Genomic DNA, 21,597 nt, shown 5'->3' with positions numbered 1-21,597 from the left:
GCGCGCGGCGACCCCCGTCGTCGCGCGCAATGCCTTACGGCAGCGGTATTCAAAAGCTTCTCGCTGGCCGAGGAACGTTCAAACAAAGGATGAGGCTATGGTTCAAGTTCGCAAACTGGTGTTAGCAATAGCGGCCGCCTCGGCGCTGTCCTCCGGTATGGCGCATGCCCTCGGGCTCGGGGAGCTGACCCTGAAGTCGACCCTGAACCAGCCGTTGGTGGCTGAAATCGAGCTGCTCGACGTCAAGGATCTCACCGCCGCCGAGGTGGTGCCGAGCCTGGCTTCCCCTGAAGATTTCGCCAAGGCTGGCGTTGATCGTCAGGCTTTTCTCAATGACCTGACGTTCACCCCGGTACTCAACGCCAGCGGCAAAAGCGTGTTGCGCGTGACCTCGAGCCAACCGCTGTCGGAACCGATGGTGAAGTTCCTCGTGCAGGTGATGTGGCCCAATGGCCGCCTGCTGCGTGATTACAGCGTGCTGCTCGATCCGTCGAAGTTCTCGCCGCAGACCGCAGACGCCGCCGCGCAACCGGCGCCGTCGCAGACCATCACTGCGCCAACCACTGGCGCCACCCATCGCAATCAGTACACCACCACGCCGCGCGACACCCTGTGGGAAATCGCCGCGAAGGCGCGCAACGGCGGCTCGGTGCAGCAGACCATGCTGGCGATTCAGGCGCTCAATCCGAATGCCTTTATCGACGGCAACATCAACCGTCTGAAAACCGGCCAGGTGCTGCGTCTGCCGGACCCGGTACAAAGCACAGCGCTGCCGCAGTCGGCTGCCATCGCTGAAGTGGCGGCGCAGAACGAAGCCTGGCGTCAGGGCCGTCGTTATGTAGGCAAGCCTGGCACCGGTCAGCAGCAGCTGGATGCGACCAATCGTGGCCGTGGCAATACCGGTGCAGCGGCCAACACCCAGGACAATCTGAGCCTCGTCTCGGCGGAAAGCGCCAAGCCCGGCGCAAAAGGCCCGGCCGGCGACGCCAAGGCGCTGAGCAACAAACTGGCAATCACTCAGGAAAACCTCGACACGACCCGTCGTGACAACGAGGAACTGAAAAGCCGCATGGCTGATCTGCAGAGCCAGTTGGACAAGCTGCAAAAGCTCATCGAGCTGAAGAACAATCAACTGGCGAAGATGCAAGCCGACGGCGCCGGCGCTGCGCCTGGCGCCACTGCTGCTGTACCGCCGGTGCCGGCTATCACTGCCGAACTGGCCGCAACACCGCCAGCCACTCCGGCCGACGCCGCAGCGGCTTCACCGACTCCAGAGTCGGCCATCGCGCCGCCAGCGGAAACCCCGGTTGAGCCGGTCGTCGAGCCGGTGGTCGAAACTACGCCGCCTGCTGCCGCCGATGACGACAAAGCCTTCAATGAGCTGCTGACCAATCCGATCCTGCTCGGCCTGATCGGCGGCGGTGCGGTGGTTCTGCTGCTTCTGCTGTTGCTGCTGGCGCGCCGTCGCAAAGCCCAGCAGGAGGCCGAAAAGCACCTGCGCATGGCCCGCGCTCTGGCTGAAGAGCAAGAGTTCTCCGCTGAGCAGGATCTGCCGGAAAGCAGCTTCTCTGGCCTGGAAACCCCGGCAGCCAGCGTCAAACTCAATACGCCAGCTCCGGCACCTGCGCCAACTCCAGCGCCGGTCGTCACTCCGGTGGTGATGGCTGCGCCGATTGCCGCACCACTGGTGGCCCCGGCCGGCGAACGCTCTGATGATGTGCTCGACAAAGCGCAATCGCACATCAATGCCGGTCGCCTCAATCAAGCCGCCGCGCTGCTGGAAGAGGGCGTCAGCCTTGAGCCGGAACGCAGCGATCTGCGCCTGAAGCTGATGGAAGTCTACGGTCAGCAGGGCGATCGCGATGCGTTCGTTGCGCAAGAGCGTCAACTGGTGGCCAATGGCGATAACTTCGCCAAGGTCGAAGCACTTAAGAGCCGCTTCCCGGCCATGGCCGTGGTTGCTGCCGGCGGGCTGGCGGCTGCCGCCGTCGCTGCCGAGCTGGACGCGCAGTACGTCAAGGAACTGTTGCAGGACGAGCCGCAATCACCTGAGGCTGCCACTGACGATCTCGACACTGCGTTCGATTTGAGTCTGGACGACCTCGACAACATCACCCCGGTCGATCCTGCGCCAGCGGTCGAGCCAGAAGCGCCTGTCGAGCTCGACGCGTTTCCGGCCGAAGACGACCTGAGCTTCGCTTCAGTGCTGCAAGAACAAACCGAGATGAAAGACAATCTCGACGATCTGTCGGACTTCGATCTGGATATGGATCTCGGCGCCGAACCATCGCCGGCCACGTTGGCTGAAGATGACTTCCTGCTGGATCTGGACGACGGCGTGAAGGACTTGCCGCCGGTCGAGACGCCGGTTGTCGCTGACGTGCCGCAGGACGACCTGGAGCTCCCGGCTGATTTCGACCTGTCGCTGGCTGACGAAATGGACAGCAACCCGGCTGCTGAGCCGGATGCCTTCGCGGCCGAGCTGGACGACGTCAATGCCGAGCTGGATCGCCTGTCGCAAAGCATGGCCGAACCGAGCTTCACCGAAGCGGACGCGGCGATGGGTGATGATTTGGGAGAAGACGATTTCGACTTCCTCGCCGGCACTGACGAAGCAGCGACCAAACTCGATCTGGCCCAGGCCTACATCGACATGGGCGACGCTGACGGTGCCCGTGACATCCTCAACGAAGTGTTGACCGAGGGTGACGAGAAGCAGCGGGGCGAGGCCAAGGAAATGCTTTCCAACCTGGCGTAAGTTCAGCGGTAAACAACAAGCGGCAGCCCGGTGGGGCTGCCGTTTTTGTTTGTGCCGGATGAAGGGTTGTGAGTGCCGTCGTCATCGCTGGCAAGCCAGCTCCCACAGGTTGGGTGCACGCCGCAAATCAATGTGGGAGCTGGCTTGCCAGCGATGGCGGCAGATCATGCGATAGAGAACTCTGGCATCCCCAGCCCACCGCCTTATAATGCCCGCCTTTGCAAATCAGCAGGCTGTCCCACCTTGGCAAACATAGATAACCCGGTCGCCGAAATGGCGCTCGACGGCTTTTACCGCGTCGCGCTGGGCGTTGAGTACAAAGGCTCGCGTTACAGCGGCTGGCAACGGCAGCTGACCGGAGTGGCGACTGTGCAGGAAGAGCTTGAAAAAGCCCTGTCGAAAGTCGCCAATTCGCCGGTTTCCCTGCAATGCGCCGGGCGTACCGATGCCGGCGTGCATGCCTGCGGCCAAGTGGTGCACTTTGACACCCAGGTTGATCGCTCGCTGAAAGCCTGGGTCATGGGCGCCAATATCAATCTGCCCCACGACATTAGCGTCAGTTGGGCCAGGGTCATGCCGGCGCATTTTCATGCGCGCTTCAAGGCCATCGCCCGGCGTTATCGCTATGTGATCTACAACGATCAGATTCGCCCGGCGCACCTCAACGAAGAAATCACCTGGAATCACCGCCCGCTCGACGCCGAGCGCATGGCCGAGGCCGCGCAGTACCTGATCGGTACCCACGATTTCAGCGCGTTCCGGGCCGGTCAGTGCCAGGCCAAGTCGCCGATCAAAAAGATGCATCACCTGCGCGTGACCCGACACGGCAAGATGATCGTGCTCGACATTCGTGCCAACGCGTTCCTGCATCACATGGTGCGCAATATTGCCGGTGTGCTGATGACCATCGGTGCCGGGGAGCGCCCGGTGGAGTGGATGAAAGAAGTGCTGGAGAGTCGCGAGCGCCGCTCCGGCGGGGTGACGGCGCATCCATATGGGCTCTATCTGGTGCAGGTCGAGTACCACGACGAATTCCCGTTACCCGAGCGCTTTATCGGGCCACATTTCCTTACGGGTTTCTCCGAACTTGACGGCTGACGCCCTCGGACGCTTTTGTTACCATCCGGGACGTTTTCGGATTTTGCCTTGAGGTTTTCCTGACATGTCAGCTGTTCGCAGCAAGATCTGCGGCATTACCCGCATCGAAGATGCGCTGGCCGCCGTCGAAGCCGGCGCCGATGCGATCGGTCTGGTGTTTTACGCCAAGAGCCCACGTGCAGTGAATGTGCAGCAGGCAAGGGCGATCATCAAGGCGTTGCCGCCGTTCGTCACCACCGTGGGGCTGTTCGTCAATGCCAGTCGGTGCGAGCTGGGAGAAATCCTCGATGCGGTGCCGCTTGATCTGCTGCAATTCCATGGCGACGAAAGCGCGGAGGAGTGCGAAGGCTGGCATCGTCCTTACATCAAGGCGCTGCGGGTCAAGGCTGGCGATGACATTGCCGCTGCCTGCGATGCCTTCCCCGGCGCCAGTGGCGTACTGCTCGACACGTATGTCGAAGGGGTGCCTGGCGGAACCGGCGAGGCGTTTGACTGGTCACTGATTCCGCAACACCTGAGCAAGCCGCTGATTCTGGCCGGTGGCCTGACGCCGGAGAACGTTGCTGATGCGGTAGCGCGGGTCAAGCCCTACGCGGTGGATGTCAGCGGCGGGGTAGAAGCGAGCAAAGGCATCAAGGATCACCACAAGATTCGCGCATTCATCAACGCGGTGCGCGGCAATACATTGTCGATGTGACGGCTGGCAGTCTGCCGCCGTCCATCAATGCACTTGCACAAAGCAGGCGCGGCTGAGGGTTGCTGAATCGTACGCAGGTCATGTTCCGCGCTGACCGCGACTCTTCATCAACCATCGCCACACACATGAATTTAGCTCAAGGGCATACGCGGGGCTTCGAACCAGAGCGTTCGGGCCGCCGGTACTGGAGAAAGAAAGCATGAGCAACTGGTTAGTAGACAAACTGATCCCTTCGATCATGCGCTCGGAGGTCAAGAAGAGCTCGGTGCCTGAAGGTCTGTGGCACAAATGCCCATCCTGCGAGGCGGTGTTGTACCGTCCGGAGCTGGAAAAGACCCTGGACGTTTGCCCCAAGTGCAACCACCACATGCGCATCGGCGCACGTGCGCGCATCGACATCTTCCTCGACCCGGAAGGCCGCAATGAGCTGGGTGCTGACCTGGAGCCGGTTGACCGTCTGAAATTCCGCGACGGCAAGAAGTACAAGGACCGCCTGGTCGCTGCGCAGAAGCAGACCGGCGAGAAAGATGCGCTGATCTCGGTCAGCGGTACCTTGCTGGGCATGCCGGTAGTGGTTTCCGCATTCGAATTCAACTTCATGGGCGGTTCCATGGGCGCCATCGTCGGTGAGCGCTTCGTTCGCGCTGCCAACTACGCACTGGAAAACCGCTGCCCGATGATCTGCTTCGCCGCTTCCGGTGGCGCACGCATGCAGGAAGCGCTGATCTCGCTGATGCAGATGGCCAAGACCTCGGCCGTGCTGGCGCGCCTGCGTGAAGAAGGTATTCCGTTCATCTCCGTACTGACCGACCCGGTTTACGGCGGCGTTTCCGCCAGTCTGGCGATGCTTGGCGACGTCATCGTCGGCGAACCGAAAGCCCTGATCGGCTTCGCCGGCCCGCGTGTGATCGAGCAGACCGTGCGCGAGAAACTGCCGGAAGGCTTCCAGCGCAGTGAATTCCTGCTGGAGCACGGCGCGATCGACATGATCATCCACCGTCAGGAACTGCGTCCGCGTCTGGGTAACCTGCTGGCACAGATGACCGGCAAGCCGACGCCGAAATTCGTCGCCGCGCCGATCGAGCCGATCGTGGTGCCACCGGTGCCTGCCAACGTATGACCCAGCGCACCCTTGGTGAATGGCTCGCCTACCTTGAGCAGTTGCATCCGTCGGCCATCGACATGGGCCTGGAGCGTTCGCAACAGGTAGCGTCCCGAATGGGGCTAGGCCAGCTGGCGCCTCGGGTGATCACGGTCACCGGCACCAACGGCAAGGGTTCGACCTGCGCGTTCGTGGCTTCGTTGCTGCGTGCCCAGGGCCTGAGCGTTGGTGTCTACAATTCTCCGCACCTGCTGCGTTACAACGAGCGGGTGCAGCTCAACGGCGTCGAAGCCACTGACGCGCAGCTCTGCGAAGCCTTTGCTGCGGTCGAGGCGGGCCGCGGCGAGACTTCCCTGACTTACTTCGAAATGGGCACTCTGGCAGCGTTCTGGCTGTTCCAGCAGGCGGCGCTTGACGCTGTGGTGCTTGAAGTGGGGTTGGGCGGGCGTCTGGATACCGTCAATGTGGTCGATGCCGATATTGCGCTGGTCACCAGCATTGGCGTCGATCACGCCGATTATCTGGGCGATACCCGCGAATCCGTCGCCTTCGAGAAGGCCGGTATCTTCCGTCAGGGCAAACCGGCCTTGTGTGGCGATCTGAATCCTCCGCAACCACTGCTCGACAAGGCGCACGAACTGGCTTGCCCATTCTTTCTGCGTGGACGCGATTTCGATCTCGGCATCACTGACCAACACTGGCAATGGCGCGGCACCGATGCCCTGGGCCAAGTGGTCGAGTTGCGCGACTTGCCGCTGCTCGATCTGCCGATGGAAAACGCCGCGCTGGCGCTGCAAGCCTATCTGCTGACAGGTTTGCCGTGGAATGCCGAACAGATTGTCCCTGCATTGCAGGCGACGCGCGTGGTCGGACGCCTCGATCGTCGGTCATTCGAATGGAATGGCAAGCGCCTGAACGTTTTGCTTGATGTTGGTCACAACTCGCACGCCGCTGAGTATCTCGCCCGGCGTCTGGCCGCGCGGCCGCCGGTTGGCAAGCGTCTGGCGGTGTTCGGATTGCTGGCCGACAAGGATCTGGATGGTGTTGTTGGCGAATTGAATGCTAGTGTCGCGCATTGGGCTGTCGCGCCGCTGGATTCGCCGCGCGCGCGTCCGGTGGCTGAACTTGAGGCAGCGCTGGAGAACCTTGGCGCTTCTGTTACGTCTTACGACAGCGTCGCGGCGGCTCTGGAAGGGCAGTGTGCGGTAGCAACCAGTGACGACGAGATTCTCTTGTTCGGATCATTTTATTGTGTCGCCGAGGCCCTTGAATGGCTGGCCCGGCGCTCCACGGAGGAAGCGGCAAATGGCTTTGCTGGATAAAGCGTACAAGCAGCGCATGGTTGGCGCGCTGGTGCTGGTGGCGCTGGCGGTGATCTTCCTGCCGATGCTGTTTTCCCGTCAGGACGAGCAGCGTCAGGTGACCGTCGAGGCCCCGGCTGCGCCTCAGCCTTCGGCCATGCCGCAAGTGCAAATGGACCCGGTCGCCGTGCCCGAGCCGCAAGCCTTGCCGCAAGAGCCTGTGCCGACTGACGAAGAAGTCGCTGAAGAAGCTGCGCCCGCTGCACCGGCCACCCCGGCCGCCCCGGCACCGACCATCCCGGCGCAGATTGCCCGCCCGGCAACGCCGCCACCAGTGGTCAAGCCGATTCCGGCGCCGGCTCAGCCAATCACCTCCGCAACCAGCAAGCCTGACACCACGCAGAGCCGCGTCGATGCCAACGGGCTGTCGGTGAGCTGGTCAGTGCAACTTGCCAGCCTGTCGAGCCGCGCCAGCGCCGAGAGCCTGCAGAAGAACCTGCGCAGCCAGGGTTACAACGCTTACATTCGCTCGGCCGATGGTAAGAATCGGGTATTCGTCGGTCCGCTGATCGAACGTGCCGAAGCCGATCGTCTGCGCGATCTGCTGAGCCGTCAGCAGAACCTCAAGGGCTTCGTTGTCCGTTTTCAGCCTGAACGTGGCTGAAATCTATCACCTCGATTGAAAAGCACTGACAATCGCAGCTTACCGACAGCCATGCGCTCTGCTAAAATGCGCCGCCTTATCCGTCTGTAGGCTGCACTGTGCCATTTACCTGGGTTGACTGGGCGATCGTTGCAATCATCGCCATCTCCGCTTTGATCAGTCTGAGCCGCGGCTTCGTAAAGGAAGCTTTATCGCTGCTGACCTGGATCATCGCAGGAGCGGTTGCCTGGATGTTTGGTGGCTCACTGTCCGAGTACCTCGCCGGATACATCGAAACCCCATCGGCTCGCGTGATCGCGGGCTGTGCCATCATGTTTGTCGCCACACTGATCGTGGGCGCAATGATCAATTATCTTATCGGCGAGTTGGTTCGCGTCACCGGGTTGTCCGGGACCGACCGATTCCTCGGCATGGCCTTCGGCGCAGCGCGTGGCGTGTTGCTGGTGGTCGTGGCGGTCGGGCTGTTGAGCCTGGGGCCGGTACAGCAGGACGGGTGGTGGAAAGAATCACAGCTCGTGCCCAAGTTTCTATTGGTCGCCGACTGGTCCAAAAACCTGATACTGGGGTGGAGCAGTCAGTGGCTTGCCAGCGGAATCAGCGTACCCGCTGAGATTCCGTTCAAGGAGCAGCTCTTGCCGACGGCGAAAACGCCTCAGTGAGTGTTGTTCAGTTCAGATCCATTAAGTAGGGGTTGCGTCGCATGTGTGGCATCGTCGGTATCGTCGGTAAGTCGAACGTCAATCAGGCGCTGTATGACGCGCTAACCGTGCTCCAGCACCGCGGCCAGGACGCTGCCGGTATCGTGACCAGCCATGATGGCCGGTTGTTCCTGCGCAAGGATAATGGCCTGGTGCGTGACGTGTTCCAGCAGCGTCACATGCAGCGTCTGGTCGGCCACATGGGTATCGGCCACGTCCGTTACCCGACTGCCGGCAGCTCGACGTCGGCCGAAGCCCAGCCGTTCTACGTCAACTCGCCGTACGGCATCACCCTGGCGCACAACGGTAACCTGACCAACGTTGAACAGTTGGCCAAAGAGATCTACGAATCCGATCTGCGTCACGTCAACACCAGTTCCGACTCGGAAGTGCTGCTCAACGTGTTCGCCCACGAGCTGGCCCAGCGCGGCAAGCTGCAGCCTACCGAAGAAGACGTGTTCGCCGCCGTGACCGACGTGCACAACCGTTGCGTTGGTGGTTACGCCGTTGTGGCGATGGTCACCGGTTACGGCATCGTCGGTTTCCGCGATCCGCACGGCATCCGCCCGATCGTGTTTGGCCAGCGTCACACCGACGAAGGCGTCGAGTACATGATTGCCTCGGAAAGCGTTTCCCTGGACGTGCTCGGTTTCACCCTGATCCGCGATCTCGCGCCAGGCGAAGCGGTGTACATCACCGAAGATGGCAAGCTGCACACCCGTCAGTGCGCAACCAACCCGTCGCTGACCCCGTGCATTTTCGAACACGTCTACCTGGCGCGTCCGGACTCGATCATCGACGGCGTGTCGGTGTACAAGGCGCGTCTGCGCATGGGCGAGAAGCTCGCCGAGAAAATCCTGCGTGAGCGTCCTGAGCACGACATCGACGTGGTCATCCCGATCCCCGACACCAGCCGTACCGCTGCGCTGGAACTGGCCAATCACCTGGGCGTGAAATTCCGCGAAGGCTTCGTCAAGAACCGTTACATCGGTCGCACATTCATCATGCCGGGCCAGGCTGCGCGCAAGAAGTCGGTACGTCAAAAGCTCAACGCCATCGAGCTGGAATTCCGTGGCAAGAACGTGATGCTGGTCGATGACTCGATCGTGCGCGGCACCACTTGCAAGCAGATCATCCAGATGGCCCGCGAAGCCGGCGCGAAAAACGTCTACTTCTGCTCGGCGGCACCTGCGGTGCGCTTCCCGAACGTCTACGGTATCGATATGCCGAGCGCTCACGAACTGATCGCGCACAACCGTTCGACTCAGGACGTGGCCGACCTGATCGGTGCAGACTGGCTGATCTATCAGGACCTGCCTGACTTGATCGAAGCGGTCGGCGGCGGCAAGATCAAGATCGAACACTTCGATTGCGCAGTGTTCGACGGCAAGTACGTGACCGGTGACGTCGACGAGGCTTACCTGAACAAGATCGAACAGGCGCGCAACGATGCCTCGAAGGTCAAGACCCAGGCAGTCAGTGCGATCATCGATCTGTACAACAACTGAGTTTCCACCGGCCCTGAGGGGCCGGTTTTGTATCTGATATTTATTGTTCGAGAACAGCAAGGAGAGACAGCATGAGTCAGGAATGGGATGCCGGTCGGCTGGACAGCGACCTCGAAGGCGTAGCGTTCGATACCCTGGCCGTCCGTGCCGGTCAGCACCGCACGCCGGAAGGCGAACACGGTGACCCGATGTTCTTCACCTCCAGTTACGTGTTCCGCACCGCTGCCGATGCAGCGGCGCGGTTTGCCGGCGAAGTGCCGGGCAACGTCTATTCGCGCTACACCAACCCGACCGTGCGTGCGTTCGAAGAACGCATTGCCGCGCTGGAGGGCGCCGAGCAAGCCGTCGCCACGGCAACCGGCATGGCCGCGATCATGGCGGTGGTGATGAGTCTGTGCAGTGCTGGCGATCATGTGCTGGTGTCGCGCAGCGTGTTCGGCTCGACCATCAGCCTCTTCGAGAAGTACTTCAAACGCTTCGGCGTCGAAGTCGATTACGTCCCGCTGGCCGATCTGTCGGCCTGGGACGCGGCGATCAAGTCCAACACCAAGCTGCTTTTTGTCGAGTCGCCGTCCAATCCGTTGGCCGAACTGGTGGATATCGCCGCGCTGGCAGAAATCGCGCATGCCAAAGGCGCGCAGCTGGTGGTCGACAACTGCTTCTGCACCCCGGCGTTGCAGCAGCCGCTGAAGCTCGGCGCGGACATTGTCGTGCACTCGGCGACCAAGTTCATCGACGGTCAGGGTCGCTGCATGGGCGGCGTTGTCGCCGGTCGCGGTGAACAGATGAAAGAAGTGGTGGGTTTCCTGCGGACCGCCGGCCCGACCCTCAGCCCGTTCAACGCGTGGATCTTCCTCAAAGGCCTCGAGACCCTCAACCTGCGCATGAAAGCGCATTGCGCCAACGCTCAGGCGCTGGCCGAATGGCTGGAGCAGCAGGACGGCATCGAGAAGGTCCATTACGCCGGTCTGAAGAGCCATCCGCAGCACGAGTTGGCTCAGCACCAGCAGAAGGGTTTTGGTGCGGTGGTCAGCTTCGAGGTCAAAGGCGGCAAAGAGGGCGCCTGGCGCTTTATCGATGCTACTCGGTTGATTTCGATCACCGCCAACCTCGGCGACAGCAAAACCACGATCACCCATCCAAGCACCACCTCCCACGGCCGTCTGGCGCCGCAGGAGCGTGAAGCGGCGGGGATTCGCGACAGCCTTATTCGCGTCGCGGTTGGTCTGGAAGATGTGGCTGACCTGCAGGCTGACCTGGCGCGCGGTCTGGCGGCATTGTGATCGAGTTGTCCACACCGGCGGCCAATACCCATGGCCGCGTGGCGCTGGTCACTGGCGCTGCACGCGGTATCGGCCTCGGAATTGCCGCCTGGCTGATCAGCGAAGGCTGGCAAGTGGTGCTGACCGATCTCGATCGGGCGCGTGGTTCGAAAGTGGCGAAGGTGCTCGGCGAGAATGCCTGGTTCATCGCCATGGACGTCGCCGAGGAAAATCAGGTCGCACTGGGCGTGGCCGAGGTGCTGGGACAGTTTGGTCGCCTTGATGCGCTTGTCTGCAACGCGGCGGTGGCAGATCCGCACAACATCACTCTGGAAAGCCTCGATCTGGCGTACTGGAATCGGGTGCTGGCGGTGAATCTGAGCGGGCCGATGTTACTGGCCAAGCACTGTGCGCCTTATCTGCGTGCGCACAACGGTTCGATCGTCAATTTGGCCTCGACCCGTGCGCGACAGTCGGAGGCGGACTCGGAGGCGTATGCGGCGAGCAAGGGGGGGCTGTTGGCGCTGACCCATGCGCTGGCAATCAGCCTTGGGCCGGAAATCCGCGTGAATGCGGTCAGTCCGGGCTGGATCGATACTCGTGATCCCTCGGTGCGCCGCGCCGAACCTTTGGCCGATGCCGATCACGCCCAGCATCCGGCGGGCAGGGTGGGGACGGTCGAAGACGTGGCGGCGATGGTGGCGTGGTTGCTGTCGCGCAATGCGGGATTTGTCACCGGGCAGGAATTTGTCGTCGATGGCGGCATGACCAAGAAAATGATCTACGAGCAGTGAAAGGCAGCTTCAAGCTTCAAGGTGCAAGCTAAAGCAAGACGCTGGTGTGCCTGCTTTAGGTGATCCTGCTTTTTCTTGGAGCTTGGAGCTTGCAGCTAAAACCCGTTTTTGAAAAAAACTCCAATCCTGCTATTGACTTAGCTTCGCCACCTGCGTAAATTTCGCGGCCTCGGAGATGCAAACGGGTGATTAGCTCAGCTGGGAGAGCGTCTGCCTTACAAGCAGAATGTCGGCGGTTCGATCCCGTCATCACCCACCACTCCCGAGAAGCTTGCGCAAGCAAGAGAGTAGGCTGAAAGTGCCTGCACCGACGCGCAGCGGTAGTTCAGTCGGTTAGAATACCGGCCTGTCACGCCGGGGGTCGCGGGTTCGAGTCCCGTCCGCTGCGCCATATTTTACGAGTCAGATTCATCTGGTTCGCGATTGCAAGGCACCGAAGCCGGCAATCAAAACGAGTTACTTGAGCGCAAGCTCAAAGCGATACGCAGCGGTAGTTCAGTCGGTTAGAATACCGGCCTGTCACGCCGGGGGTCGCGGGTTCGAGTCCCGTCCGCTGCGCCATATCTGTTTCAAGGACCGCTGAACGCCTTGAAGCGCCGAGATAAGCCATTGGCTGAATCGGATCGATAGCAAAGACCCTGGTCGAAAGGCCGGGGTTTTTTGTGTCTGAAATTTGGTTATTCCTCATTCCTCTCTCCTTAAGTCCATGCGAATCCCTGTGGGAGCGAGCCTGCTCGCGAAAGCGCCGGCACGTTCAAAATCTGTATTGCCTGGAAAAACGTTTTCGCGAGCAGGCTCGCTCCCACATAGGCACGCTCTGTTGTCTCGGCAGATCGGATGCGGTGCTACGTCGCATTGATTATTTTGATTATTTAGTCAGGTTTTTGTAACTGGTTGTTTGCTGTGGGCGCAGAAACCTTTAAAGTTAACCTTTCGGTCAGCTTTGCACTGTCAACACAGCTCTTTGCTTCGCCAGAAAGAGCTTCTGCACGACTCGAGATCCCCAGTAGATAACCACAAGGGCGGACCTATAACCGCCCAGAGGATGATCCATGTCCAACCGTGAAATATCCCGGCGCTCGTTCCTCCAGGGCGGGCTGGTGGCGGGTGTGAGCGTTACGCTCACGCCGCTCAGCAGTCAGGCGCTGGCTGCCTTGATGGAAAACAGCGTCACCGTGCCGTCCGAGAAATGGCTCGGCAATAACGGCAAGGCCCGTCAACGCAACGATGCCTTGTCCAAGGTCTGCGGCAGCAAGGTGTTTGCCCGCGACATCCGCGCCAAGGACATGCCCGGCTGGCCTGAGCAACAGGGCCACGCCATGCTGCTGAAAACCATCAAGGCCGACCATATCTACGCAGGTTACGACCTGTCGTGGCTCGGCGCCGATCTGCAACCGGACCGCATCGTTACCGCTGTCGATCTGGACAAGGACGGTATCGTCTTCCCCGAAGAGCACGCGCCTGATCCTTTGCTGCCCGAAGGCAAGGTGCCGATGTTCATCGGTCACCCGGTGGCGATCCTGATCTGGAACGATTTCGAGCGTTTCCGTCAGGCCAAGAATCAACTCAAATTCAATGACAAAGCGATTCGTTACGGCGCCAAGGTGCCGTTCTACGAAGGCGATCCCTACGGCAGCTTCCGCTACGTGCGCGTCGGCGGCGCGACTTCGGCGGACGAAGACGAGTTCGCCAGCCTCAAGGATTCGATCCTGTTCCCGATGCTGAAGAACCGCCGTCCAGTGTGGAATGCATCGCCGAACCTGCATGGCAACCTCACCGAGCGCGGCCTGTTCTACGCCGATCGCATGAAACAGGAGATCGACACGCCGCCAGACAACTGGCTGGTGTTCGATGAGCGCTACAAGACGCCGTCGATCGAGCCGGCCGCCCTCGAGCCGGACAACGGCAACGGCTGGTACGACCCGAAAACCAAAACCCTGCATTTCGTCGTGGCGACGCAATGCCCACTGGAAGTTGCGACCGAGACCGCGAAGATGATCGGGCCGTCGAGTTTCGGCCTGGCCAATCTGAACATGCACCCGGGCTACACCGTCGGGTATGGCTCCAAAGACCACAACATTTTCGTCTACTACGCAGCCTTGGCCGCGCTGTACGGCGCCGGTGTGCCGGTGCGTCTGGCCAACGACCGCTATGAGCAATTCCAGAGCGGCATCAAGCGTCACCCGTTCGACATCCGCTACCAGTTGGCCGTGGACAAGAATGACTACACCTTCAAGATTTTCCGCGCGGAAATGAGCGTCGACGGCGGCGGTCGGGTCAACTACAGCCCATCGGTGGCGGCGGTTGGCGCCACCGCAGCGCAGTCGATCTACTACATGCCGCAGAACGACCTGCAAGTCACCGCGTATCACTCGCGCGCGGTCGAGGCGGGTTCGATGCGCGGTTACGGCACTCTGCAAAGCATGGCGGCCACCGAAATGATGGTCGACGAGATCGCCAATCGTCTGGGTGTCGACGCCATCGATTTGCGCCGCAGGAATGCCCTGCGTTCTGGCATGAAAAACACCCAGGGCGCAATCCCGGCCGGTGCACTGCGCCTGCACGAAATTCTCGACAAGGCCTCGGTGCACGAAGTCTGGAAAAACCGCGACACGATCAAGCAACAACGTGAAGCGGCGGATCCGGATAACTGGTACGGCGTCGGTTTCGCCATCTGCCAGAAAGACTTCGGCACCGGCTCCGAAGCGCCGATGGCCAGCATCGAATTCACCGCTGACGGGCGCATCACCCTGCGCCATATCGGTATCGAAATCGGTACCGGCATGTCCACTTCGCAAGCCTTGGTCGTCGCCGATTTCCTCGGCAGCCCGGCGCATGATGTGAAGACCGGCGAAACCGAGTGGCAGGAAATGCAGCTGATCACCAGCGGCAACCCGTACATCATGAGTCAGGCCGAACAGGACAATCTGCTGCGCAACCCGCGCTGGGTCGGCAAGCTGGCGTCGGCGTCTTCGGCGACCAACTCCGCCTATTACTTCAGCCATGCAACCCGTGAAGCGGCGCGTGTGCTGTTCAACCACGGGTTGTGGCCGGCGGCACTGGAGATCTGGCGTCAGGGTCCGTACGGCGGCCAGGCAAACCCTTACGTGGTGCGTCGCGAAGATGCGCATTGGATCGACGGCAAGCTGACCGCCAACGGCATGCAGCCGCTGAGTTTCGAAGAACTGGCCAAACGCGCCCACGAACGCGGTCTGGTGACGGGTGCCACGGTGCACGGTTTCAACCGTTGGAGCTGGGCCGAGGCCGAGTACAGCATCGACGGCGTGCGCGAGCGCCTGCCGCTCGACGGTCTGGCGGTGAAATACGGCGATGGCGCGCCGCAAGCGAAGAAAGCGCAGATGAACAGCGCCGGCTTCCACTTGCTTGATCGGCAGAACGTCAACTACCCGGTAGTGCAGTTGAACAACGCTGCCGTGACCTATTACAGCCCGGTCGCCACGTTGGTCGAGCTGAAGGTCAACAAAGGCTCGGCGGAGGTTCAGGTGCTCAACCACCATTCGTGGATCGAGTGTGGTCGGGTGCTGGTTGAAGAGTTGGTCAAGGGCCAGCTCGAAGGCGGTATCGCGATGGGTATTGGTCATGCGCTGATGGAAGAGATGCCGTTGTACGAAGGCGGGCCGGGGGAGGGTGACTGGAACTTCAACCGTTATCGTCTGCCGATGGCCCGTCATGTTGCGGTGTGGAAGCAGACTGCGGAGATCCTGCCGCCGCTGTCGCCGAGCGATCCGTCCAAGGGCATCGCCGAAGTGGTGATGATCCCGATTGTCGGTGCCATCGGTAACGCCGTGGCGCACGCCATCGGTAAACGTGTTCGTGACTTGCCTATCACCGCTGCGCGCATCAAGGAGGCCCTCAATGGCTAACCGTCCGCTTCAACTGACCCTCAATGGTCAATCCGTCGGCCCGGTGGACATCCCTGATGACCTGCCGATGATCGACTATCTGCACGAATACAAAAACCTCACCGGCTCGCGGCTGGGCTGCGGTCAGGGGATCTGCCACGCCTGCGTGGTGATCGTCGATAACCCCGACGGTACCAGCGAAGAAGTGCGCACCTGCATCACCGGCGCGCACTACTTCGAGGGCAAGAAAGTCCGCACCATCGAAGGCCACGCCACTCGCGACGAGCAGGGCCAGGTCACCGAGCTCAATCCGATCCAGCAGCGCTTTGTCGACGAGTTCGCTTTCCAGTGCAGCTACTGCGCGCCAGGCTTCGTCAACGCTGCCACCGTGCTGGTGGAGAAGCTGCAGCGTCAACCAACCGTACACAGCAAGCTGGAACAGGTGATCGAGGACAGCCTCGGCCATCACGTCTGCCGCTGCACCGGGTACGTGCGTTATTACAACGCCACGCGCAACGTGCTGACCGATCTTGGTCTGGTCAAGGAGGGTTGAGCATGAAGCGTTTACTGACCCGCCTGGCCCTCGCGGTCGGACTGGCTGCGCCGCTTTTGGCGGTCCACGCCGATGAACAGGTCAAGCGCGGCGAATACCTCGCCCGCGCCGCCGACTGCATGGCCTGCCACACCGCGCCGGGTGGTGCGCCCTATGCCGGGGGGCTGCCGATCGTCTCGCCATTCGGCACGATCTACGGCACCAACATCACCCCGAGCAAAGAGCACGGCATCGGTCTGTACAGCGATGATGAGTTCTTCGCTGCGTTGACCGAAGGCAAGCGGCGCGACGGTGCGAATCTGTATCCAGCGATGCCGTACACCTCGTATCACCTGATGCCGCGCGCCGATTCCGATGCGATTCACGCGTATCTGAAAACCATCGAGCCGATCGAACGCGCCGCGCCGGTGACCAGCCTGAGCTTTCCGTTCAACGTGCGTCTGGGCCTGACCGGCTGGAACATGCTCTACGGCAAAGACGTCAAGCTGGAACCGGTCGAGGGCAAAAGTGAAGCGTGGAAGCGCGGCCAGTATATGGTCGACGTCCTTGGTCATTGCGGCGAATGCCATACGCCACGCGGCCTGCCGGGTGCGATGCAAATGGACAAGCGCATGGCCGGCGGCATTCTCAATGGTTATCTCGCGCCGAGCCTGCTGGCCACCGACCTGGCCGCGCGCGGCTGGAATCAGCAGGATCTGAGCACGTTTCTCAAGCACGGCATGAGCGCGCAAGGAACGATGTTCAACGAAATGTTCCCGGTGTTTCACAACAGCACTCAAGGTCTGAGCGATGCTGACCTGGCGGCAATGGCGACGTTCCTCCTTGGCGAGCAACCGCCACCAGCCAAAGAGCTCGTCGAAGTACCGCTGGACAAGCTCAACGCGAGTGCCCAGCGCGGCCGTCAGGAATATCTGAACGTCTGCGCCGGTTGCCACGCGGCTGGCGGTGAAGGCAAGCCGCACATCGCAGTGGCCATGCGCGGCAACACCACGTTGCGTCTGGAAGATCCGCGCAACTTGTTGCGAGTGATCGAGGATGGCATCGGCGAACAGAAGTTTTCCGGGTTCGAGCACATGCAGCCGATGCCGGGTTTTGCTGAAAAGCTCAGTCCTGAGCAATTGACCGATCTGCTCAACTACCTGCGTCAGGGTTGGGGCGGGCAGGGCGCTGAACTGGCGGTGAGCGAAGTGCAGAAGCTGCAAGCCGACGCGCCGAGCGTCGAGCACAAGGCCCACTGATATGCAGCATCTCGATCTGCAAGTGGTGCGTAGGGCGCTGGAATGGTCGGTGGCCGGGCAGCGAATCTGGCTGTGCACGGTGCTGACCACTTACGGCTCGGCACCGCGCGCGCCGGGTTCGCTGCTGGCGGTGAACGAAAGCGGGCAGTGGATCGGCTCGCTATCGGGCGGTTGCGTCGAGGAGGATTTCCTTGAGCGCGTCGCCGAAGGTGCGTTTCTCGAAGCAGTAAGCGTCGTGCGTTACGGCGAAGGCGATGATCCGCGCTCGCGGGTCAGTCTGCCTTGCGGTGGCATTCTCGATGTGTTGGTGGAGAAACTTGACGCCGACTGCGCGGTGCAGGCGCATCTGCGTGAACTGGAATCAGCGCTGCTGGGTCAGCGTCGTCTGCTTCGCGAAGTCGATCTGGCCAGCGGTGCGCGCGCTCTGTTTGCTGATCGCGAGCAGGGTGCGCGGATCGAGCGTGAGATCGATCGGGTGCGCATCCGTATTGGTGCAGCACAGCGTTTGTTGCTCGCCGGCTACTCCAGTGTGGCGCAGGCCTGTGCCGAGTTCGCGGTAGGACTTGGCTTCGAAGTGATTCTCTGCGATCCGCGCGATGAGGTGCTGGAAGGGGTGGTGCTCAATGGCGTGGAAATCCGTCGGCAGTTGCCTTCGGTATTTATTGCTGACGGTGGTTGTCATCGCGACACGGCAGTGGTGGCGCTGACCCATGATCCGCGCATCGACGATCTGGCGATGATGGAAGCGGTGCGCACCGAGGCGTTTTACATTGGTGTGATGGGGTCGCTTCAGACATCGCAAAAACGCTTCGAGCGCTTGCGCCGCATTGGCGGTCTGGGTGAGGCGGAGCTGGCGCGGATTCATGCGCCGATCGGCCTCAACCTCGGCAGCAACACACCGGCGGAAATTGCGCTGGCGGTGCTGGCGGATATCCTGCGGATTCGCAGCGGGATCGCTCGGGATCAGCTCTGATCCTAAGCCTTGCTGAATCTACTGTGGCGAGAGGATTTATCCCCGTTGGACTGCGCAGCAGTCCCCTCCTGCTCAAGAGGGGGCGCTTCGCACCCCCAACGGGGATAAATCTCCTCGCCACAATGGTGTTTATAGGCCGTACTTATCGCGCAGCCCGTAATACCAGGCGCCCAGCGCGGCAAACGGTGTGCGTAGCAATTGCCCGCCGGGGAAGGGGTAGTGCGGCAGGTCGGCAAAGGCATCGAAACGCTCGGCCTGACCGCGCAACGCTTCGGCGAGGACTTTGCCAGCCAGGTGCGTGTAGGTGACGCCGTGACCGCTGCAACCCTGCGAATAATAGATGTTGTCGCCCAGGCGCCCGACCTGTGGCAAGCGCGACAGGGTCAGCAGGAAGTTGCCGGTCCAGGCGTAGTCGATCTTCACGTCCTTGAGTTGCGGGAAAGCCTTGAGCATCTTCGGGCGGATGATCGCTTCGATGTTCGCCGGATCGCGAGCGCCGTAAACCACGCCGCCACCGAAGATCAAGCGCTTGTCGGCGGTCAGGCGATAGTAGTCGAGCAGATAGTTGCAGTCTTCCACGCAGTAGTCCTGCGGCAATAGCGCCTTGGCCAACTCATCGCCCAGTGGCTCGGTGGTGATCACCTGAGTGCCACACGGCATCGATTTGGCCGCCAGTTCCGGCACCAGATTACCGAGGTAGGCGTTGCCGGCAACGATGATGAACCTGGCCCTGACCTTGCCTTGCGGCGTATGCACAACCGGATTGGCCCCGCGCTCGATGTGCACGGCAGGTGATTGCTCATAGATGGTGCCGCCGAGAGACTCGACTGCCGCCGCTTCACCGAGCGCCAGATTCAGCGGATGGATGTGGCCGCCGCTCATATCTAGCATGCCACCGACGTATTGATCGCAACCCACCACTTCACGGATGCGGCGTTGATCCATCAATTCCAGCTGGGTGTGGCCGAAGCGTTCCCACAGGCGCTTTTGCGATTCCAGGTGGCCCATTTGTTTGGCGGAAAGGGCGGCGAATACACCGCCGTCTTTCAGGTCGCACTGGATGTTGTATCTGGCCACGCGCTCGCGAATGATCCGGCCGCCTTCAAAGGCCATTTCGCCGAGCAGTTGCGCCTGCTTGGGGCCGACCGTGCGTTCAATGACGTCGATGTCGCGGCTGTAGCTGTTGACGATCTGCCCACCGTTGCGGCCCGAGGCGCCAAAACCGACTTTCGCCGCTTCCAGCACGGCTACGCGAAACCCGTTCTCCAGCAGGAACAGGGCGGACGACAGCCCGGTATACCCGGCGCCGATCACACAGACGTCCGTCTCCACATCATCCTGCAGCACAGGGCGTGGTGGTACGGCATTGGCCGACGCAGCGTAATAAGACTCTGGGTATTGGGTGTTCGCCATCCTGCCGCCTCTGTTTAATATATTTTACGAGTGTGCCGATCCTACCCGAGTTGAAAAACCTCCGCCAGCCAGCGGAAAATCTTCTTCGCTGAGGCGAAATTAAATATTTTGCATATTCATAGGGTTAGGTGAAAAAAAGGTGTTGACACCCCTCCGGAATTCCGTAGAATGCCGCCTCACAGCAGGCACGTAGCTCAGTTGGTTAGAGCACCACCTTGACATGGTGGGGGTCGTTGGTTCGAGTCCAATCGCGCCTACCAAACAAAATCCGCTCTGCTGGGCGGTCTAGAAGGGCTCACCGAAAGGTGGGCCCTTTTTTGTTGTCTGCGATTTGCGCAACGCTTGTTCCCGGTCCTTTCCGCTTCGCTCTGATCAGCTCTCCATTCATTACTGTTTGCGCAAAATGATCAAGCGCCATTTTGGTGCATTCTTCTTCCATTTCGTTGTTGAAAACACCTGAATATCCAAAGGCTTACAGCTCTTTTTCTCTAACCGGTTATCGAAAAAGCCTTGTTGCATGTTGGGAATTTAAGTAACATCCGACCTGCGTTCACCACCACGGTTTATGCATTTTTAAATCCCAAGCTTCCATCAGCTGCTTGGGATTTTTTTTGCCTGCGATTTGGCGTTGGGCATCTATCTCACCTTCACCTCCAGGCGAGGCGCCGTTTTTTCGTCTACTACTGACTGGCCGATTTTCAACTCTTTGTAAGGGAGTGCGTCGATGCTGAGTCAGTGGGTCCTTGCGGCTGTTCATCTATTCGCGTTTGCCTTGGCTTTCTGGGCAGTGCTGACGCGCGGCACAGCGTTCAGCCAGCTCTCGGCGGGCACGGGAGAGGTCAAGCGCGTGCTGCTCGCGGATAACTTGTGGGGGCTTTCAGCTTTGACGCTGCTTATTACCGGAGCGATGCGCGCGTTTGGTGGTTACGAGAAAGGCTCTGACTATTACCTGCATCAACCACTGTTTCATCTGAAGATGACGCTGTTCGTGCTGATCCTTCTCATGGAGCTTGCACCCATGATCACACTGATCAAATGGCGCATCGCATCGTCGCGCGGGGTGGCGCTTGGTAGCAGACGTGCGAAGTTGTACGCGCGAATCAGTCATGTTGAAGCGCTGCTGCTGATCCTGATGATGGTCGCGGCGACAGGCATGGCGCGTGGGGTGATATTCGCTTAGAAGGCGAAATTCTCCGTGCTCTATCGGAAACGTCCGACAGCCAGCTCCAGGAGTGAAAGGTAATATCGGCGCAAGAAAGGAGGGAGTGACAAGTGAAAGGAGTCAGTGTGCTTCAGGCGCCGTGCCCAGCGGGGTGAAATGCGGATGGCTAAACGGCGCGTGAATCTTTAGCCAGTCTTGCGCGACGGCAATAGGACTGGCTACGTAATGCAAAGTGGCTCAGGGCGTTTGCGGCTTGTCCGGAGCGGTCAGGCCGGCCTGGATGCGTTGGTAAATTTCTTCACGGTGCACTGCCACGTTTTTCGGAGCGTTGATGCCGATGCGGACTTGTTGGCCGCTGACTCCGAGGATGGTGATCGTGATGTCATCACCAATGTTTATGCTTTCACCGACTTTGCGGGTGAGTATCAGCATGGTCTTCTCCTTGATTGCTTTGTAGGGCACCTGATTCAGACAGTGCAGAGGTCGGTGGTATCTATAGATTAGTGCGAAGTC

17 protein-coding genes and 4 tRNA genes are annotated in these 21,597 nt (G+C 60.6%); 19 read left to right on the top strand and 2 right to left on the bottom strand.

From position 1 onward, the window contains the following. Positions 1-97: 97 nt before the first annotated feature. The 17 genes from KVG87_RS12025 to KVG87_RS11945 all read left to right on the top strand — a co-directional run bounded on the left by KVG87_RS12025 (position 98) and on the right by KVG87_RS11945 (position 18,509). On the top strand, positions 98-2,758 hold the full coding sequence (locus tag KVG87_RS12025) for a motility hub landmark protein FimV (protein WP_217850856.1): 2,661 nt from the start codon (positions 98-100) through the stop codon (positions 2,756-2,758). Positions 2,759-3,031: 273 nt separating this feature from the next. After that, positions 3,032-3,856: a tRNA pseudouridine(38-40) synthase TruA gene (gene truA / locus KVG87_RS12020; RefSeq protein ID WP_217851060.1), complete on the top strand. Its 825-nt coding sequence runs from the start codon at positions 3,032-3,034 to the stop codon at positions 3,854-3,856. A gap of 64 nt (positions 3,857-3,920) precedes the next feature. Next, positions 3,921-4,553 carry a phosphoribosylanthranilate isomerase gene (locus KVG87_RS12015; protein ID WP_217850855.1) on the top strand — a complete coding sequence of 211 codons (633 nt, stop codon included), beginning with the start codon at positions 3,921-3,923 and terminating at the stop codon, positions 4,551-4,553. Between the two features lie 199 nt (positions 4,554-4,752). Then, complete coding sequence (gene accD / locus KVG87_RS12010; protein ID WP_016773939.1) at positions 4,753-5,673, top strand: acetyl-CoA carboxylase, carboxyltransferase subunit beta; 921 nt, start codon at positions 4,753-4,755, stop codon at positions 5,671-5,673. Beyond that, complete coding sequence (folC, locus tag KVG87_RS12005; RefSeq protein WP_217850853.1) at positions 5,670-6,977, top strand: bifunctional tetrahydrofolate synthase/dihydrofolate synthase; 1,308 nt, start codon at positions 5,670-5,672, stop codon at positions 6,975-6,977. Before accD ends, folC begins: the two co-directional genes overlap by 4 nt. Further along, the gene (locus KVG87_RS12000) at positions 6,961-7,620 is read left to right on the top strand and encodes an SPOR domain-containing protein (RefSeq protein ID WP_016773941.1); all 660 of its coding nucleotides are present in this window, start codon (positions 6,961-6,963) and stop codon (positions 7,618-7,620) included. The genes folC and KVG87_RS12000 overlap by 17 nt, the downstream gene beginning before the upstream one ends. Positions 7,621-7,718: 98 nt before the next feature. Next, the gene (locus tag KVG87_RS11995; protein ID WP_016773942.1) at positions 7,719-8,279 is read left to right on the top strand and encodes a CvpA family protein; all 561 of its coding nucleotides are present in this window, start codon (positions 7,719-7,721) and stop codon (positions 8,277-8,279) included. Between the two features lie 41 nt (positions 8,280-8,320). Then, complete coding sequence (gene purF / locus KVG87_RS11990) at positions 8,321-9,826, top strand: amidophosphoribosyltransferase (RefSeq protein ID WP_016773943.1); 1,506 nt, start codon at positions 8,321-8,323, stop codon at positions 9,824-9,826. Between the two features lie 71 nt (positions 9,827-9,897). Further along, on the top strand, positions 9,898-11,109 hold the full coding sequence (locus KVG87_RS11985; protein ID WP_217850850.1) for an O-succinylhomoserine sulfhydrylase: 1,212 nt from the start codon (positions 9,898-9,900) through the stop codon (positions 11,107-11,109). Beyond that, a complete protein-coding gene (locus tag KVG87_RS11980; protein WP_150741439.1) occupies positions 11,106-11,882 on the top strand; it encodes an SDR family oxidoreductase in 777 nt (258 codons plus the stop codon). The genes KVG87_RS11985 and KVG87_RS11980 overlap by 4 nt, the downstream gene beginning before the upstream one ends. 183 nt (positions 11,883-12,065) lie before the next feature. Continuing rightward, positions 12,066-12,141: transfer RNA gene (locus KVG87_RS11975), tRNA-Val, on the top strand. Between the two features lie 55 nt (positions 12,142-12,196). After that, positions 12,197-12,273: transfer RNA gene (locus KVG87_RS11970), tRNA-Asp, on the top strand. A gap of 93 nt (positions 12,274-12,366) precedes the next feature. Next, positions 12,367-12,443 (top strand) — tRNA-Asp (locus KVG87_RS11965). A 491-nt stretch (positions 12,444-12,934) separates the two neighbouring features. Next, on the top strand, positions 12,935-15,766 hold the full coding sequence (locus KVG87_RS11960) for a xanthine dehydrogenase family protein molybdopterin-binding subunit (RefSeq protein ID WP_217850847.1): 2,832 nt from the start codon (positions 12,935-12,937) through the stop codon (positions 15,764-15,766). After that, complete coding sequence (locus KVG87_RS11955; protein WP_123443186.1) at positions 15,759-16,298, top strand: (2Fe-2S)-binding protein; 540 nt, start codon at positions 15,759-15,761, stop codon at positions 16,296-16,298. The genes KVG87_RS11960 and KVG87_RS11955 overlap by 8 nt, the downstream gene beginning before the upstream one ends. Positions 16,299-16,300: 2 nt before the next feature. Beyond that, positions 16,301-17,536 carry a c-type cytochrome gene (locus KVG87_RS11950; RefSeq protein WP_217850844.1) on the top strand — a complete coding sequence of 412 codons (1,236 nt, stop codon included), beginning with the start codon at positions 16,301-16,303 and terminating at the stop codon, positions 17,534-17,536. 1 nt (position 17,537) lies between these two features. Further along, complete coding sequence (locus tag KVG87_RS11945; RefSeq protein ID WP_217850842.1) at positions 17,538-18,509, top strand: XdhC family protein; 972 nt, start codon at positions 17,538-17,540, stop codon at positions 18,507-18,509. A 129-nt stretch (positions 18,510-18,638) separates the two neighbouring features. On the opposite strand, the gene KVG87_RS11940 is transcribed toward KVG87_RS11945, so the two are convergent. Beyond that, positions 18,639-19,922 (bottom strand): NAD(P)/FAD-dependent oxidoreductase, encoded by a 1,284-nt coding sequence (locus KVG87_RS11940; RefSeq protein ID WP_217850840.1) that lies wholly within the window; start codon positions 19,920-19,922, stop codon positions 18,639-18,641. A 183-nt stretch (positions 19,923-20,105) separates the two neighbouring features. Between KVG87_RS11940 and KVG87_RS11935 the strand changes: the two genes are divergently transcribed. Then, positions 20,106-20,182, top strand: a tRNA-Val gene (locus KVG87_RS11935). 464 nt (positions 20,183-20,646) lie between these two features. Further along, complete coding sequence (locus KVG87_RS11930; RefSeq protein ID WP_217850838.1) at positions 20,647-21,102, top strand: DUF2214 family protein; 456 nt, start codon at positions 20,647-20,649, stop codon at positions 21,100-21,102. Positions 21,103-21,321: 219 nt separating this feature from the next. On the opposite strand, the gene csrA is transcribed toward KVG87_RS11930, so the two are convergent. Further along, entirely contained in the window at positions 21,322-21,516 is a 195-nt protein-coding gene (gene csrA / locus KVG87_RS11925; protein ID WP_003179932.1) for a carbon storage regulator CsrA, read from the bottom strand. Positions 21,517-21,597 lie beyond the last annotated feature (81 nt).

The sequence above is a fragment of the Pseudomonas siliginis genome, from assembly GCF_019145195.1.
GTDB classification, from domain to species: domain Bacteria; phylum Pseudomonadota; class Gammaproteobacteria; order Pseudomonadales; family Pseudomonadaceae; genus Aquipseudomonas; species Aquipseudomonas siliginis.
The sequence above is the reverse complement of the archived record's forward strand: the minus strand, read 5'-3'. Positions and strand labels throughout refer to the sequence as shown.